Source organism: Pontibacter toksunensis (genome assembly GCF_042686245.1).
Taxonomy (GTDB): domain Bacteria; phylum Bacteroidota; class Bacteroidia; order Cytophagales; family Hymenobacteraceae; genus Pontibacter; species Pontibacter toksunensis.
Genome location: NZ_JBHUOX010000006.1, coordinates 149,076 through 164,653, shown reverse-complemented (window position 1 = coordinate 164,653; position 15,578 = coordinate 149,076). Strand labels below are relative to the sequence as shown.

Here is a 15,578-nt window from a genome sequence, read left to right as displayed (position 1 = left end):
CTGATATTATTTGTTCTTATCTTTTTTGAGTTAACCTTAGGTTCAAAATGAGTAATACATCTTATGTTTATGGTTACTTTACGAAAAAGTTACTGCCGCAGCAGCCATTTGTAAACCCGCACCAGTTTTTCCTGCGATACTCCCATACGGTACAGGCCATACACAAGAAAGTAGCCAGCCTGCAGCCGGTACATGCCTACTTCTCTGTATTTTCTGGCTGAGGTAACCACCTGCTGGGGCAGTACCACAAAGGGAGCTATACTCCTCAGCCTTCTGATAATCTCCTGATCCTCTAATAACAGCAGCTTTTTGTTGAAACCCTCTGCTTTAAAGAAAACATCCCGCTGCACAAAAAGACTCTGATCCCCGAAACGGATGGCATCCACATCAAACCTGGTGAACCAGGCATTTAACCGCAGAAACCAGTGCTTAAAATCAAAATGGAGCCTGAAGCAGCCACTGCCTATGCCCTGCTGCACAGCCTGCCTTATCTGTGCCTCAAAAGCTGCTGGAGGAAAAGTATCGGCATGCAGAAAATACAGGATGTTGCCTGAGCTGGCAGCGGCCCCTTCATTCATCTGTGGGCCTCTCCCCTTCTGCCTGCAACGCAGTACCCGGGCTCCCATCTGATGCACAATGGCGCAGGTTTCATCCCCGCTTCCTCCATCAGCTACCAGAATTTCTGTACCCGTGCTTGTATTCCGCTGCAGATACTGCAGCAAGGGACCTATGGCGTCGGCCTCATTTAAGGTGGGTATGATGATGCTCAGCTTCAAGGTTACTGTTCCTGTTTTATTCACTAAATCATAAAGGATGGCTAAGAATACGTCTATAATTTAAAAAGATATATATTGAGGTAGTATTAACTGCACCTGCTTGAACGTACACTTTATTTCTTCTGCTTCTGGCCTGCCGCATCCTCCGCTGTGTGTGCTCTTTGGCGCCCGCACGAATTCCATGGAACTGGCTGAGCTAACACCTGTGGAAGCTATTCTGATGGTGCTGTTGGTGTACTGCCTCATGCAACTGGCTCAGTACGGCATGAGGCAATTGCGCCTGCGCCCCTTCGTGAAGGCGTTGCGGCGGCAGCCACCAACTTATTATGCATCCCTGCCGCCGCACCTGCAGCGCAAATTTGAGAAGCGGGTGGCGAACTTCCTGCTCCGGAAAACATTTATCGCGCGCGGGAATAACTTTGAAGTGACCTTAGCCATGCAGGTGCACGTTGCTGCCGCTGCCGTACAACTCACGTTTGGGCTTGAGCCTGTCTACCTTTCCCATTTCAGCAAGGTACTCCTGTATCCGGACCGCTACTACTCCACCATCTCCAAGCGCTACCACTGCGGCGAGGTTAACACGCACGGCTACATTGTGCTGTCCTGGAAAGACTTTGAGGCAGGATATCGCCAGCACACCGACGGCTTTAACCTGGGCCTGCACGAAATGGCGCATGCACTCCACCTTGAAAACATCATCCAAAACAATGAACATAATTTTCTGGACCAGCAACACCTCCTGCAATGGAACAGGCTGGCAACCCAGGAAATGCAACTGAGGCAGAAAAGCGCCGACGGCTTTCTCCGCCTGCAGGCCTGCCACGATGAGCATGAGTTCTTTGCGGTAAGTGTAGAGTCCTTTTTCGAGCGCCCGCACGAGTTCAGCAACCATCACCCGAAACTGTACCAGGCGCTTACTGCGCTCTTACAGCAGGACCCGGCGAGGGAGGTATACCAGATGTAAGGGCAGAAGGCAGTGGTCAGATTCTATAGTTTCTTTTCTGCATAGTGGATGTATAACCCCCACAGGTTTCTCCTGTTTTCCTAAACACTTTCTGTTCCTGCTCATCCTAAATGATTTGGAATATAGAGATAACTAAAACTTCTATTTTTCATTTAAGCACAACTCCATTAAAATTTATTTAAATTATGAAAGAAGTATTAACCTCTCTTGTTTTTGCTCTTTCCTGCCTGCTTTCTGTGTCTCTACTGGCACAGAAAACTATTCCAAAACTTGAAATAGCAAGAGGCGAAACATATGTGGTAGAAAACAGAAACCAGCTTTTTGTAGACACGCTCATCATGCATGACAAATCCACCATCGCGTTCGACCCGTCGCAGTACGGGGTGCTCGAAGCGAAGGCAGTATACATTGGCAAGAGGTGCCTCATCACATCGAGAGGAAAGAACGGGAAAGACGGCTTCAGGAATAACTTTGGAACTGATGGTACGGGTGGAGGAAGCCTTACGCTGACACTGAACTTCAAAGAACTTGATGATTTGACTATTGACACACGAGGAGGAGACGGAGGAAGAGGTGTGAACGGAAAGAACGGGCGGATGGGGTCTAATGATTTTACGACAGCCATAACGACTACTGATGCCGCCGGTAACACTGTAACGAAAACAGTTACCAGACCTGGTGAGCACGGCACACCCGGAGGAAACGCAACTGGCGGCGGCAGAGGTGGCAATGGCGGCAATCTGATGCTGGTGTACAACGCCGACGATTTCATTCCGGTTTTTAACAATTCAAATGCGCACAACAGCATTACCATTCTGCATACAGCAGGCGCAAATGGCGCAGCAGGAATACCGGGTACAGGAGGCATACAGAGCCAGGACGGAGTAGTAATTTACAAAAATAAAGAACCTGACTTTGCACAACATGGCAGCATTACCCTGATAGACGTAAAATCGGAAACCAGCAGGCAAAGCAACTAACGCTGTAACTACCCTGCTACCTCAGCACACCTCGTCATGAGTTGTATCAGAACCACACATATAAAATAAAAGGCAAGGTTAGCGAAGCTGGCGGACTTTTGCTTTTTTGTTTTAACAAGGCTATGAGTCATATCTTTGGGATTATCTGTTTAAACTATTTCTCCGGATTTAGGCTTTTGCTACTAATTAAACCGTAAACCCCTACATGAGTAAACATTTTAATACGCCCGATAAAGTAATTTACGTGTGCACAGGCAGCAAGTGCAAGAAGAAAGGCGGCAAGGATTTAGGCAAGTTTTTCAGAGGAATGATAAAAGACATGGGGCTAAAGGGACAGGTGGAGATAGTGAAAACCGAATGTACCGATCGCTGCGACTTTGCCCCCGTCGTGTGTATGCAGCCTGACAACCACTGGATGCCCCAGATGAATGAAATAAAAGCACAGCAAGCTTTCCAGGAGCATATCTTAAACACCACTAACGAAAGGCAGTAAACAAAAAATCCTTAGGATATGCTCCTAAGGATTTTTTGTGTTCACGGTGCGCTATACTTAGTCTTCGTAAGTATTTTCGTGCGTAATCTTCGGCACACGCTTGTCAATTTCGTAGCGGCCTGTGCCATCCTCTCCTATCAGCTCGAATAGCTCCAGGGCACGGCGGGCTACATACTCCTCCTCAATCTGCTCCTGCAGGAACCACTGTAAAAAAGAGAACGTAACGTAATCTTTCGTTTTCTGGCATTTGTCTGCAATGCGGTTAAAGGACTGCGTTACGGCAATCTCCTGCTGCAGTGCCAGCTCAAAAATGCCTCTAAAAGACTCAAACTCAAGTGGCACGTTAGATACACTCGGAGATACGGCACGGCCGCCCATGTCAGACACGTACTTGAACAGGCGCAGCATGTGCTCCCGCTCTTCATCCGACTGCTTCTTAAAATAGCCTGCGCTATAGTCAAAGCCATTCCGGTCGCACCAGCCCGACATAGCCAGGTACATGGCCGAGGCTTCTGCCTCCATCTTTATCTGGTCATTTAGTATTTGTTCCATCTCCTCGGTGAGGGATGTTCTTAATCTTAATAAATCCTTCATTGTAGGTATAAGGTCTTAGTTGGTTCGTCAAAAACAGAGAAGCCATTCTTTTTGCCTCTCTTTTATACATTCTAATCTACGAGTTTTGTATACAGATTGTATATAGCATGTACAAATATGGAACCAGTCTAAATTAAAAAAGCACAGCATAGGGGCTGTGCTCGATAATGAATATGCTTGATTTAAAGCGCTCTACCAGGCCAGTTCTGAGTTCAGGCACTCGTGCAGCATACTGTTCAGCGACATGACAAATTTTGCCTGCCCCAGGAGTTCTTTGAAAACACAAAGCTCCGGCAAGGTCAGTACATAACAGCGTTCGCAACCACTCACTGAAACAACTTCAAAATCAGAAGATCGCGCTGTGCTGGCTGCCATTTCTTCTAAATCTATACTATCCACCGCTTGCTTCAACCGCAGGAAAGCCTCAATCTTCAGCGCGGTTAATTGCCCGGCAAAATGTACCAGTACACGGTTGCGGCGGTCGCACTGGTAAACAGATCCTGCATGGGAAGTAAATATTTCAACTAATGGAGTGGCTGTTTGCATCTTCTATTCTAACTTCGCTGTTATAGCTTCTTACGAACAATACAAAGCTAAGCCCTATTTAGAATAAGTCCAAATAAAAACATAACACATTTTACTTTAATTTAATAACATCTATCATCTAAACATGGAGAAGCCAGCACTAGAAAAAGTAAACCTAGCCGAGAAATTCGATCAAATAAACGACTACTGGAACCCGCGCATCGCTGGTGAGTTAAATGGACAGCAGGTAAAACTCGCTAAATTCCAGGGCCCTTTTGAATGGCACCACCACGAGCATGAAGACGAGTTTTTCCTGGTTGTAAAAGGACAGTTCGAGATGCACCTCCGCGACAAGGTGGTGACGCTGCAGCCAGGAGAATTCCTGATTGTGCCGCGTGGCGTAGAGCATCGCCCGGTAGCAAACGAGGAGGCGGAGGTGCTGATGTTTGAACCCGCCTCTACCGTAAACACCGGCAACCTCGAAAACAGCGAACGCACCAGAAAGAACCTGGAGCGGCTATAGGGAAGTTTAGACCTTGGCTGCCCCGGGAGCCTTGGCGATAACGGTTTTAAGGTGGAGGCGCACCAGATCGCCCATGTTCCGGCACTTCAGAAACTCCTCGGAATGATGGTGCTCGGCCAGTTCGGTCCGCAGTTCTGCGATTTTCTCGGGGGTAGACACTGTATCCTTTCGCATGCAGTCGATGAGGTCTTTGAGGCGGTAGCGGGCAGCACGCAGGCGACGGAACATAAGCGTGCGCTCCTCATTCTGGTACTGTTTAATGGCTTCCGGCTTTAACAGCTTCTGCACCAGCGCCACCATCAGGTTGTTGCCCTTGAAAAACTGTGGCAGGTACATCCTTTTTCGGCCTTCGTAGGATTGCTGGTCAAAGTCGATAGGCCGTACCCGGTACTGCTCATCCTCAAAGTCAGGGGTAACGTCAATCACATAGTTGTAGGAGCGCATGTCGCCGAGCAGCCGCATAAAGCAACGCTCGTTAAACTTCACAAACTCCTTTGCAATCCGCACTTTATTGGAGGCGGGCCGGTCCAGGTACTCTTTGATGAAAACATCGCCAGGTATTCCGGCAATGTGCTCCTCTATCAGCGTGTCGCCGTCAGCCAGGTAGTTGATGCGGCTTGGGGAGAGGATGTGCTCCAGTTCCAGGCCATACACCCGCGAGGCATCGGCGCGCTTCACATAAAAGTAGTCGTAGTTGTCGTTCAGGTGGTTCATTACCTGCACCCGAAAAGGGTTGGAGTTACCAAAGGTGCAGTAATCTACACGCGACACGTACACATGCTCCATCACCGACATATCCCCGTCTGTCTTCAGCAATGCATAAATCATGGCGAGGCCATTCTTCAGGTCCTGCTGTATATGCTGGTCATATACCACTGATTCCCAAAGCGTATCCTTGCCCTTTTTATCGAAGTACGGGTAAGCATCAGAATAATGAAGCAGATCCTCGTAGCGCAAAGGCAGCTTTGTCTCGCGATCGTAGTGGTGCAGGTACTTCCGCAAGCGCTTAGAAATGGGGTAGAAAAGCTTCTTCTTAGAGATGTACACCTTTTTTAATTACAAATTAAGGATTCCGAATTACGAGTGAATGCCTGAGCCAGCTTCATATTCAATCAGCAGCATAAGCAATACAAAAAAGCTATCACAGGCGCCTCTCCTCAATTTCTGATTTTTTAACCCAAATTCATAACGGAAGTTAGGCAAAGTCCCAGCGGGACGACCTGTTGATAGTAACAAAAACGTTACGTTACTAGCTCCAGAGGAGCGCCCTGTTCAGGATATCTTACAGGCCGCTCCTCTGGAGCTAAGGATGCTTAAAGGATTTCAGGCTATCAACAGGTCGTCCCGCTGGGACTAAAAGAATGAAATTAGAAATAAAGAATAGTGGCGTTGCACAAGCGCACCCTCTCTCCTACTCCTCATTCATAAATTGTAATTTATAATTCGTAATTGAAGCCCTAGGCTTCCAACAGGTTGTTCTGGTTCAGAATCTGCAGGACTTCGTTTTTGTAGAAACGGCCGATAGGAATTTCAGATTTACCAACATCAACGGCGCTGGCGGAGAAAGCCTGTATTTTATCCAGCGCCACAATAAAGGAACGGTGAATGCGCAAGAACTTGTCTGTTGGCAGTTTCTCCTCCAGAAAACTGATTTTCTGGTACGAGATAATCTCTTTCGTCTCTGTTTTGACCCGGATATAGTCTTTTAAGCTTTCGATGTACAGAATGTCAGACAGCATTACCTTCACCATTTTCTTATCGGCTTTCAGGTAGATAAAGGCTTCTTTATAATCATTTGAAGAAGGGACAGCAACGGGTGCTGGTACAGATTCAGGTGAAGGAACCGGATTAACAGGTATAGGCTGTTCGGCTGCAGACACCTTGGATACCGCTTTCAGAAAGCGTTCAAATGCAATAGGCTTGAGCAGGTAATCTACCACATTAAGTTCGAAGCCCTCCACAGCATAGTCGCGGTAGGCGGTGGTGAAGATAACTTTTGGTGGATGCGCCAATGACTTAAGAAAATCGATGCCGGTGAGCTTGGGCATCTGAATGTCCAGGAACATCAGGTCGATGTGCTCCTCCTGGAGGCAGTCGTAAGCCTCCACTGCATTATGGCAGCGGCAGACCAGTTCCAGACTATCCAGGCGCTCGATGAACGTTTCCAGCACATCCAGTGCCAGCGGCTCATCATCGACAATCATGCATCGTAGTTTCATACTTCTTTATTTAGACGATGGTATAAAGGCGCTGGATTTTAGACGTTAGATACTGTACTAAAAGCACATGCAAACGCAGAGGTCATTTATCAGGTCAGGTTTATTACTAAAGTCTAACGTTTAGACCCTAACGTCTAGCGTCCAAGTCAAAATCTTATTTCCAGCTTGGCTGCATAGCTGTCCGGCTCATCCTCAATTTCCAGATTATGCTGCCCTTCATACAATAGCTCGAGGCGGCGCTGCAGGTTTTTCAGGCCGATGCCGGAGGCCATATCGCGGGTGCTCCTGCTGGCGCGGTCGCCACATTTGCAGTTCTCCACCAGCAATACCAGTTGTTCATCCGACACTTTCACATCTATGCGCACCCAGGCATTCTTTGTTTCTGTGCTCACACCATGTTTGAAGGCATTCTCTACAAAAGGCAGCAGAATCATGGGTGCAATCTGCTTGCCTGCCACGCTTCCGGACTGGGTAAAGCTCACATCCACCCGCTCTCCATACCGGATGCGCTCCAGGGCAACATAGTTCTGAATATAGTCCAGCTCTTTTTGAAGCGGTACCATAGCCGCATTTGCATCGTACAGCATGTAGTCCATCAGACCCGACAGCTTCAGCACCACCTCCGGCGCATTATCAGACTTTTTGAGCGTGAGGGAATACAGGCTGTTGAGGGTATTGAAAAGGAAGTGCGGGTGAATCTGCACCTTCAGGAATTTCAGCTCCGCCTCCAGCTTATCTTTTGCCAGGTTCTGGGCCGCCTGCTGGTGGCTGTACCAGTTCTTAAGCAATGCAATAACCGCCGTAATGGCCACCACATAGTTGATGTTGACGATGTTCCTGGTAAAGCGGTAAAATGTCAGGTTATCTTCTGCGAAAGTGGTAGGGCAAAAAAGGGGGTGAATCAGGAAAGGTATCAGCACAAACTGCATCAGGGCACCAATCATACCCATCAGCAGAAGCAAGTACACGAAAAACTCGAGGTAACGCTTTTGCAGCAGGTAGCGCGGCATCAGGTAATACATATTAAAGTATACCAGCCCCATCTTAAAAGGCAGTTCCACCAGCTCCACCATAAAGGCGTTGTAGTAATCATCGATGTAGCTGCCGTACAGCAAACCGAAGAAAACGAGGTACATCGTCCAGAAAACCAGGTGCAGCAGCAACCGGTTCTGCGTGATATTCCGCACCTCTGGCAGGCTCAGCGCAGTGCCTGCATTCAAAGTGCCCGCCGGACTCAATTTAACTTCCATGTTACAAAACTACGATTTATGAAGACGCTTTACACATGCTACCCGTTCTTTTAGACGATAGCCTGCGCCTGCCTCCTCAACTGTTCACGTTTCCCCCTCAACAGCTTCGGGCACAAAATGATTACAGATGTGCCGGTATCACTATACTCGTTTCTCATATTGCGTTTTTTCTTTTGGTACAGAAAAGTTTTCAACGCTGTTCCAGTTTTTATGTCGCTCTACAGTCGCAACGAGTAGTGCGCTGTTGATTCTTTTAAATTCTTATACTTTTACCCATCACTTTTCAATCTACAAGCATTAAATAATTCTCTAAACTATGATCATGAGCGAGGGTGAAGCGAAATACACCCTCGCTCAGTTTATTCCTGCATTATATTTAATATCGCCTGTTGCTGACTTCATATTACAGCCTTCAAAACAGGACTTACCTGCCTCAATAGCCTCACTTTACCTCCTTTGTAAATCCCCTTCCCAGCGGTTTATTCCATTCCTGTGTCAGTCATTCGTCGACAAATTCTTGCTGCTCATCCATCTTGGTACAAACAAACTATCGCTATGGCTACGTCTATGCTGCGTTGGTCTAAAAGCCAAAACGTGCTTTAAAAATCTCTTTATACTTGTCATGTTCTGTTGCACCATTTGCAAGCAGAGCAATGAACAAATAGCAACCTCACAAAAATAAAATTATGAAAAAAATCATCTCTTTCCTGTTTGCAGCAGCGCTGCTGGTAGGAGCAGCGCCTGTTACTCAGGCCCAGAACAACACCCCACTTACTGCCAAACAAGCAGAAGCCAACCAATTGCTGCAAAGAATTGTGGGTAACTGGCAGGTCAGCCGTTATGAGAAGCAACACAATAGCAAGGAGCTTAAGTTAGCAAAAGGAAATACTAAATTCACCAAGGGCTTAGAAGGTGACTATGTGCATGAGCTCTCAAAAATCAAAAACACGGATGGCAGTAGTGTAGAAGGCGAAAGCTTTATCAGATACTCCGAAACCATGAAACGCTATGAACATGTACAGGTCGACAAAAATGGCAAAAGCATTGTCGTGATGGTGGGCAAATGGTCTCCAAAGTACAATGCACTAACATTCAGACCATTGACAGGGGAAGGCCAGTGGAGCAGCAAAGTCGACCCGAACATGCAGTGCGTGTACTTGTTCAAAGATGATGGCTCTTTCATAAGAGTTACCCGCACATTAGACCAGCAGGGCAACTTCACCATCCTCTCCCAGGACCATTACTCCAACTCTAGTGTAGCAAGTTTATAGAGCGTACTTATTTCACAACAGGTGCATCACAGGTGGCGCTCACATCCGCTACCCGTGATGCACCTGCACATTTAAGCCGTTTGCAGCCATGGATCTCTATCGATGAATCTCAGAAACACTCCTGATATTCGACCTAAAAAATCACTTCCAAACCCTATCCTCTGCTCCAGGCAGTTGCTTTAAAATTTTCCCTGCTCTACTCCGCATGTAGTAGAGCCTTTCTCTCAGCAGCTTCTGCTTTTGCTGCCACTCCGCTCTCTGTACAGGCAAAAACACAGGACGTTCGTCGACAAAATGTTTGTGTTGAGCCACATTAGTATACATAATTTTTCTCTATAGCTACTACTTAACCGGATTGGTCCAAAAGCCAAAATGGGCTTTTAAATATTGATTATACTTGTATAGTTCTGTTGCATTTCTCACAAGCAGAGCATCGACCCATTTTCAATCTAACAAAATAAAACCATGAAAAAAGTAATGACATTCTTATTGGCAGTAGTGCTGCTGATGGGAGCCGCGCCCGAAACTCAGGCACAGAAAAGTAAAACGCTCACCAGCAAAGAGGCAGACGAGATACTGCAGCGCATTGTTGGGAAATGGCAGGTGAGCCACTTTGTAACAGAGTATGATTTCGAGAAAAGCAAGTTGGTAGAGACAAAAGGTACCGCCAGTTTCGGGAAGGCTTTCCAGGGAGACTATGTACATGAGCAGTTTGAACTTGAACAACCCAATGGAAGCATACTGCAAGGTGACGGCTTTATTCGGTATTCAGAAGAAAACAGCCAGTTTGAGTTGGTACAGCTTGACAAAAAAGGCAAGAGCATCGTGCTGATGGCAGGCAAATGGTACCCCCTTTATAATACGCTGTTGTTCACTCACGTAAAAGGTGACAAACAATGGAGCAAGAAGAACGACCCGAATATGCATTGCCTCTACCTATTCAAGGATGATGGCACTTTCCTGAGAGTGAACCGCACCATCGATAAGAATGGAAACTGCATCGTCCTTTCTCAGGACCATTACTCTTACCCGGAGGTAGCGGATTTGCGATAGCTTTCACAAGAAAAACAGGAGCATCACGGGTGGTTTACATTAGTCACCCGTGATGCTCCTGTTTTTTGTGCTGTATAGTATTTAGAGTAACTCTTTTGCCGGGTCCCAGAACAGCTTCTGAAACTCCACCACCTGGTTGTTTTCTACCTTAACCCCCTCCAGTTCGAGGCGCTCCTGCATGGCGTCAGGGTAATCAAAATGCTGGCTTCCCGTCAGCATGCCCACCCGGTTTACTACCCGGTGAGCAGGAATTTGTATGGCAGGATGCGAGGCAATAAGCGCCCAGCCCACCATGCGCGCCGATCCCTTCGAACCTAAATAACTTGCGATGGCACCATAGGATGTAACGCGCCCGGCGGGTATCTGCTCCACCACCTGGTACACATCCTGAAAAAAGTTCTTTTTCTCCGGCTTCTCCGTCATTAAAAAAAATCTTTTTGCATTAATTAAACCTTTAAACAGGCTTTCTGTCTTACCAAAGCGTCTGTCTGCAGATATTAACTACGCAATCTTTTAATATATTATGCAAAGGACGTAATTTTAAAGCTGCTACAGCATGAACTTAAGGTGTAGCAGACTGTTTATTTATATAATTTGCAAACACTTTCCAAACCTGTGTTTAAACATACATGAACAAAACTGTTAAAACCCTTCTAGTACTGGTAGCCCTGGCAGCCGTAACCTATTTAATTGTAACAAAAGCATTTTCCGGGGACGAGAAACTGGAAGGCGGTGGGGTAGCCGGGCCAATGGCAGAAAAGGTGGCCGTAGACGTGTATGTTGTTACACCTACTGCTTACCAAAACCAGATTACCTCTACCGGTACAGTGCTCCCAAACGAAGACGTAGAGTTGCGCAGCGAGATTTCCGGCCGCGTGACCAACATTAATTTCGAAGAAGGCACGCGTGTAAAAAAAGGCCAGCTGCTGCTTACGGTCAACGACGCCGATATGCGTGCCCAGTTGCAGAAGCTGCAGTCTAACAGGAAACTCTACAGCGACATGGAGGAGCGCCAGCGCACCCTGTTGGAGAAAGACTACATCAGCCGCCAGGAGTACGATCAGGTAAACAACCAACTGGCTACTGCCACCGCAGATATACAGGCTTTGAGAGCCACCCTTGATAAAGCTTATATAAGAGCTCCCTTTGATGGTGTTGTCGGGCTGCGCCAGGTAAGTGAAGGCAGCTTTGTAACTGCCGCCACGCCTATCGCCCGCATGGTAGACATCAGCCCTGTAAAAATCGAGTTCTCTATACCTGGCCGTTACAGCCAGATGATAAAAGCAGGCGATAAAATAACCTTTACAGCGGAGGGTAGCCCGGAAACGTACGAAGCAAAAATTTACGCGATCCAACCCAGCATTGACCCAGCCACGCGCACACTGCAGGTGCGTGCTTTGTTTGAAAATAAGAATGAAGAGGTAAGGCCAGGCGCTTTCGTGAAAATTAACCTGGGACTGAAAGAGGTTGAGGAGGCTATACTTGTTCCTACCGAATCCATCATACCGGAGGCTGCCGGCCACAAGCTTTTCCTTGTTAAAAGCGGAAAAGCAGTGCCAAAGATGGTTAAAATCGGCCAGCGCTCTGAAAAGCAGATCCAAATCCTGGAGGGCATAGAGCCCGGAGATACCATCATTCAGTCTGGCGTGCTACAGGCACGTCCGGGTGCCGACCTGACCATACGGAAGGTGCAGGTGCCAGAGTAGTTTATTATAACGCAAAGCGTGTAAGTGTATCTGCCGGAGCAGGTACAGTGGTTCATCCACAAAGAAAATTTTGAATCAGAACAAGTATGGCAAGCTTATCATCCATCAGTATAAAACGTCCGGTGCTGGCAATCGTGATGAGTATCACGATTATCGTATTCGGTATTATAGGTATTTCTATGCTGGGTGTGCGTGAATACCCAAGTGTGGACCCTCCTGTTGTGAACGTTTCCACGAGTTACCCTGGAGCCAACTCCGAAACAATTGAATCGGAGATTACGGAACCGCTCGAGGAATCGATTAACGGTATTGCGGGTATCCGCACCCTGACCTCCTCCAGCCGGGAAGGTAGCAGCAATATTACGGTTGAGTTTAATCTGGGTGTGGACATGGAGGCCGCAGCGAATGATGTGCGTGACCGTGTAGCCCGTGCGCAGCGCAGGCTACCGGATGATGCCGACCCGCCCACGGTTTCAAAGGCGGATGCGGATGCCAACCCTATCATATTTGTGGGTATCAAAAGTGCCACCCGCTCCTTACTGGACCTTTCGGCTATCGCCCAGAACGTCTTCAAAGAGCGTGTGCAAACTATACCAGGTGTAAGCTCTGTCGACATTTGGGGGGAGAAACGCTATGCCATGCGCCTTTGGCTGAACCCCGACAAGCTGGCAGCACTTCAGGTAACGCCTATAGAAGTTCAGAATGCTCTGGTTCGGCAGAACCTGGAGTTGCCTTCTGGCAGAATAGAAGGAGCCACGACAGAGCTTTCGGTGCGTACCATGGGCCGTATTTCTACTGCAGAAGAGTTCAATCAACTAATTGTTCGGGAAGATGCCGACAGGTTGATCCGTTTCAGCGACATAGGCTACGCCGAACTCGCTCCTGAAAATGAGAAATCCATCCTTCGCCGCGATGGCATTCCGATGGTGGGCATTGTACTGATTCCGCAGCCTGGTTCTAACCAGGTAGAAATTGCAGATGAGTTTTACGTGCGCCTGGAGCAAATCAAGAAAGATCTTCCGGAAGACATAGAGGTTGTGATTGGCTTCGATAACACGACTTATATAAAAGCTTCTATTGCCGAAGTGAATGAAACTATTTTCGTGGCGTTCGGACTGGTTGTTATCATCATTTTCCTGTTCCTGAGAGACTGGCGTTCCACAGTTATACCTGTTGTAGCCATTCCGGTTTCCCTCATAGGTGTTTTCTTTATCATGTACCTGATGGACTTCTCCATTAACGTGCTGACGTTGCTGGGTATCGTACTGGCTATTGGTCTGGTTGTGGATGATGCCATTGTAATGCTGGAGAATATTTACTCCCGGATTGAGAGTGGTCAGCAGCCGATGAAAGCTGCAAAAAAAGGTTCTGAAGAGATTTACTTTGCCATTATCTCTACTACGGTCGCGCTCGCTGCTGTATTTATGCCTGTGATCTTCCTGGATGGTATAACCGGCCGCCTTTTCCGTGAATTCGGTATAGTGGTGGCAGGTGCTGTTATCATTTCATCGTTTGTTTCGCTGACGCTGACACCGATGATGTGCTCCCGCATGCTGAAGCACCGCGAGAGGCCAAACTGGTTCTACCGCAAAACAGAGCCTTTCTTCACCTCCCTGACAAACGGATACAGAAGCAGCCTGGAAAGCTTTATGGGCGTGAGATGGGTAGCTTTTGTCATCGTTCTTGTGGCAGCGGGCGCTATTTTCCTGTTCATCAAAACCCTTCCGTCCGAGCTTTCCCCGGACGAAGACCGAGGTGGTTTACGCATAGGCGTTACAGGACCGGAAGGAGCTTCTTATGAGTTTATGGATGAGTACATGAGTGAGCTGACGCAGCTTGTGAATGACTCCGTTAAAGGTATAGACAACATGGTAGCCATGACTTCCCCTGGCTTTGGCGGTGGAGGTTCTAACTCAGGCTTCCTAAGAGTAAAGCTAGTTGATGCGGATAAGCGTAACCAGACACAACAGGAGATTGTGGATGAGATTTCCAGGCTCTCTGCCCAGCTTCCCGGCGCACGTGCTTTTGGCTCCGGAGACAAAGGCCTGGGTGGCGGACGCGGATCAGGTCAGCCTGTACAGTTCGTGATTCAGTCACCGGACGGCTCCAAACTGCGGGATGTCATCCCGAAGATAATGGAGGAAGCACGCGTAAACCCTACGTTCGGCTTTGTGGATGTGAACCTTAAATTCAATAAGCCTGAGCTACGGGTAGACATCAACCGTGAAAAAGCGCAGGCTATGGGTGTGAGTGTGCGTGACGTGGCCCAGACACTGCAGGCAGGCCTTAGCGGACAGCGTTTTGGCTACTTTATCAAAGATGGAAAGCAGTACCAGGTGTTGGGTCAGGTAGCCCGCGAAGACAGGTCTGCCCCTATTGACCTGCGCAGCCTTTATGTAAAGAGCAATACCGGCCAGTTGATTCAGCTGGATAACCTGATAGAACTGAGCGAGGAAAGTGCTTCTCCGCAGTTGTACCGTTTCAACCGCTTTGCCGCTGCTACCTTCAGCGCCTCGCTTGCAAAAGGAAAAACCATAAGCGATGGTATAGAGGCTATGGAGACAATCGCAGACAAAGTGCTGGACGAGACGTATCAGACATCACTGGCAGGCCAGTCGCGCGACTTCTCAGAGAGCTCCAGCAGCTTGCTATTTGCCTTCCTGCTCGCCCTCGGCCTGATTTACCTGGCGCTTTCAGCCCAGTTCGAAAGCTTCAGGGACCCGGTCATCATCATGTTCACCGTACCGCTAGCCCTAGCAGGCGCCCTGCTGAGTATCTGGTATTTCGGCGAAACACTTAACATTTTCAGCCAGATTGGTATGATTATGCTGGTTGGCCTGGTAACAAAGAACGGTATCCTGCTGGTGGAATTTGCCAACCAGCGGAAAGAAGCAGGTTTAACCAAACTTGAGGCAGCTACCGACGCAGCCGTGCAACGTTTCCGCCCTATCCTGATGACGTCTATGTCTACCATACTTGGTACTTTGCCTATCGCTCTTGCACTGGGTGCAGGAGCAGAGAGTCGTGTATCCATGGGTATTGCCGTGGTGGGAGGTCTTATCTTCGCAACCGGGCTGACACTATACGTAATTCCGGCTATCTACTCATACTTCTCATCAGCAGAGGCTAACATCTCGCACCTGCAGGACGATGAAGAGGAAAATGAGAAAGTCCCAGCACGCCAGCAGGACCCTGTGCTCATCAAGTAAACGATTCCTTCAGAG

At 48.0% G+C, this 15,578-nt stretch carries 15 protein-coding genes; 8 read left to right on the top strand and 7 right to left on the bottom strand.

The window, feature by feature from the left end:
• Positions 1 to 89: 89 nt before the first annotated feature.
• Positions 90 to 776 (bottom strand): TIGR04283 family arsenosugar biosynthesis glycosyltransferase, encoded by a 687-nt coding sequence (locus ACFS7Z_RS10160; RefSeq protein ID WP_377484028.1) that lies wholly within the window; start codon positions 774 to 776, stop codon positions 90 to 92.
• A gap of 100 nt (positions 777 to 876) precedes the next feature.
• Here ACFS7Z_RS10160 and ACFS7Z_RS10155 point away from each other — a divergent pair, with 100 nt between their 5' ends.
• From ACFS7Z_RS10155 to ACFS7Z_RS10145, 3 genes are all read left to right on the top strand, one after another.
• Positions 877 to 1,740, top strand: a complete 864-nt coding sequence (locus ACFS7Z_RS10155; RefSeq protein ID WP_377484026.1) for a zinc-dependent peptidase — start codon at positions 877 to 879, stop codon at positions 1,738 to 1,740.
• A 185-nt stretch (positions 1,741 to 1,925) separates the two neighbouring features.
• Positions 1,926 to 2,720 (top strand): hypothetical protein, encoded by a 795-nt coding sequence (locus ACFS7Z_RS10150; protein ID WP_377484024.1) that lies wholly within the window; start codon positions 1,926 to 1,928, stop codon positions 2,718 to 2,720.
• A 205-nt stretch (positions 2,721 to 2,925) separates the two neighbouring features.
• On the top strand, positions 2,926 to 3,213 hold the full coding sequence (locus ACFS7Z_RS10145) for a (2Fe-2S) ferredoxin domain-containing protein (protein WP_377484021.1): 288 nt from the start codon (positions 2,926 to 2,928) through the stop codon (positions 3,211 to 3,213).
• A 57-nt stretch (positions 3,214 to 3,270) separates the two neighbouring features.
• Here ACFS7Z_RS10145 and ACFS7Z_RS10140 read toward each other — a convergent pair whose 3' ends face one another.
• A complete protein-coding gene (locus ACFS7Z_RS10140; RefSeq protein WP_377484019.1) occupies positions 3,271 to 3,807 on the bottom strand; it encodes a ferritin in 537 nt (178 codons plus the stop codon).
• A gap of 192 nt (positions 3,808 to 3,999) precedes the next feature.
• Positions 4,000 to 4,353, bottom strand: a complete 354-nt coding sequence (locus tag ACFS7Z_RS10135) for a hypothetical protein (protein WP_377484016.1) — start codon at positions 4,351 to 4,353, stop codon at positions 4,000 to 4,002.
• Between the two features lie 124 nt (positions 4,354 to 4,477).
• On the opposite strand from ACFS7Z_RS10135, the gene ACFS7Z_RS10130 reads away from it, so the two are divergent.
• Positions 4,478 to 4,855 carry a cupin domain-containing protein gene (locus ACFS7Z_RS10130; protein ID WP_377484014.1) on the top strand — a complete coding sequence of 126 codons (378 nt, stop codon included), beginning with the start codon at positions 4,478 to 4,480 and terminating at the stop codon, positions 4,853 to 4,855.
• A 6-nt stretch (positions 4,856 to 4,861) separates the two neighbouring features.
• Here the strand turns inward: ACFS7Z_RS10130 and ACFS7Z_RS10125 are convergent, their stop codons facing one another.
• From ACFS7Z_RS10125 to ACFS7Z_RS10115, 3 genes are all read right to left on the bottom strand, one after another.
• On the bottom strand, positions 4,862 to 5,902 hold the full coding sequence (locus ACFS7Z_RS10125) for a hypothetical protein (RefSeq protein ID WP_377484012.1): 1,041 nt from the start codon (positions 5,900 to 5,902) through the stop codon (positions 4,862 to 4,864).
• A 410-nt stretch (positions 5,903 to 6,312) separates the two neighbouring features.
• The gene (locus tag ACFS7Z_RS10120; protein ID WP_377484010.1) at positions 6,313 to 7,074 is read right to left on the bottom strand and encodes a LytR/AlgR family response regulator transcription factor; all 762 of its coding nucleotides are present in this window, start codon (positions 7,072 to 7,074) and stop codon (positions 6,313 to 6,315) included.
• A 146-nt stretch (positions 7,075 to 7,220) separates the two neighbouring features.
• Complete coding sequence (locus ACFS7Z_RS10115) at positions 7,221 to 8,324, bottom strand: sensor histidine kinase (RefSeq protein WP_377484008.1); 1,104 nt, start codon at positions 8,322 to 8,324, stop codon at positions 7,221 to 7,223.
• Between the two features lie 686 nt (positions 8,325 to 9,010).
• Between ACFS7Z_RS10115 and ACFS7Z_RS10110 the strand changes: the two genes are divergently transcribed.
• Both ACFS7Z_RS10110 and ACFS7Z_RS10105 read left to right on the top strand, forming a co-directional pair.
• On the top strand, positions 9,011 to 9,595 hold the full coding sequence (locus ACFS7Z_RS10110; protein WP_377484006.1) for a DUF1579 family protein: 585 nt from the start codon (positions 9,011 to 9,013) through the stop codon (positions 9,593 to 9,595).
• A 465-nt stretch (positions 9,596 to 10,060) separates the two neighbouring features.
• Positions 10,061 to 10,648, top strand: a complete 588-nt coding sequence (locus tag ACFS7Z_RS10105) for a DUF1579 family protein (RefSeq protein ID WP_377484004.1) — start codon at positions 10,061 to 10,063, stop codon at positions 10,646 to 10,648.
• 81 nt (positions 10,649 to 10,729) lie between these two features.
• Here the strand turns inward: ACFS7Z_RS10105 and ACFS7Z_RS10100 are convergent, their stop codons facing one another.
• Positions 10,730 to 11,071: an MGMT family protein gene (locus ACFS7Z_RS10100; protein WP_377484002.1), complete on the bottom strand. Its 342-nt coding sequence runs from the start codon at positions 11,069 to 11,071 to the stop codon at positions 10,730 to 10,732.
• Between the two features lie 206 nt (positions 11,072 to 11,277).
• Here ACFS7Z_RS10100 and ACFS7Z_RS10095 point away from each other — a divergent pair, with 206 nt between their 5' ends.
• Both ACFS7Z_RS10095 and ACFS7Z_RS10090 read left to right on the top strand, forming a co-directional pair.
• Positions 11,278 to 12,354, top strand: a complete 1,077-nt coding sequence (locus ACFS7Z_RS10095; RefSeq protein ID WP_377484001.1) for an efflux RND transporter periplasmic adaptor subunit — start codon at positions 11,278 to 11,280, stop codon at positions 12,352 to 12,354.
• A gap of 86 nt (positions 12,355 to 12,440) precedes the next feature.
• Complete coding sequence (locus ACFS7Z_RS10090; protein ID WP_377483997.1) at positions 12,441 to 15,563, top strand: efflux RND transporter permease subunit; 3,123 nt, start codon at positions 12,441 to 12,443, stop codon at positions 15,561 to 15,563.
• Positions 15,564 to 15,578 lie beyond the last annotated feature (15 nt).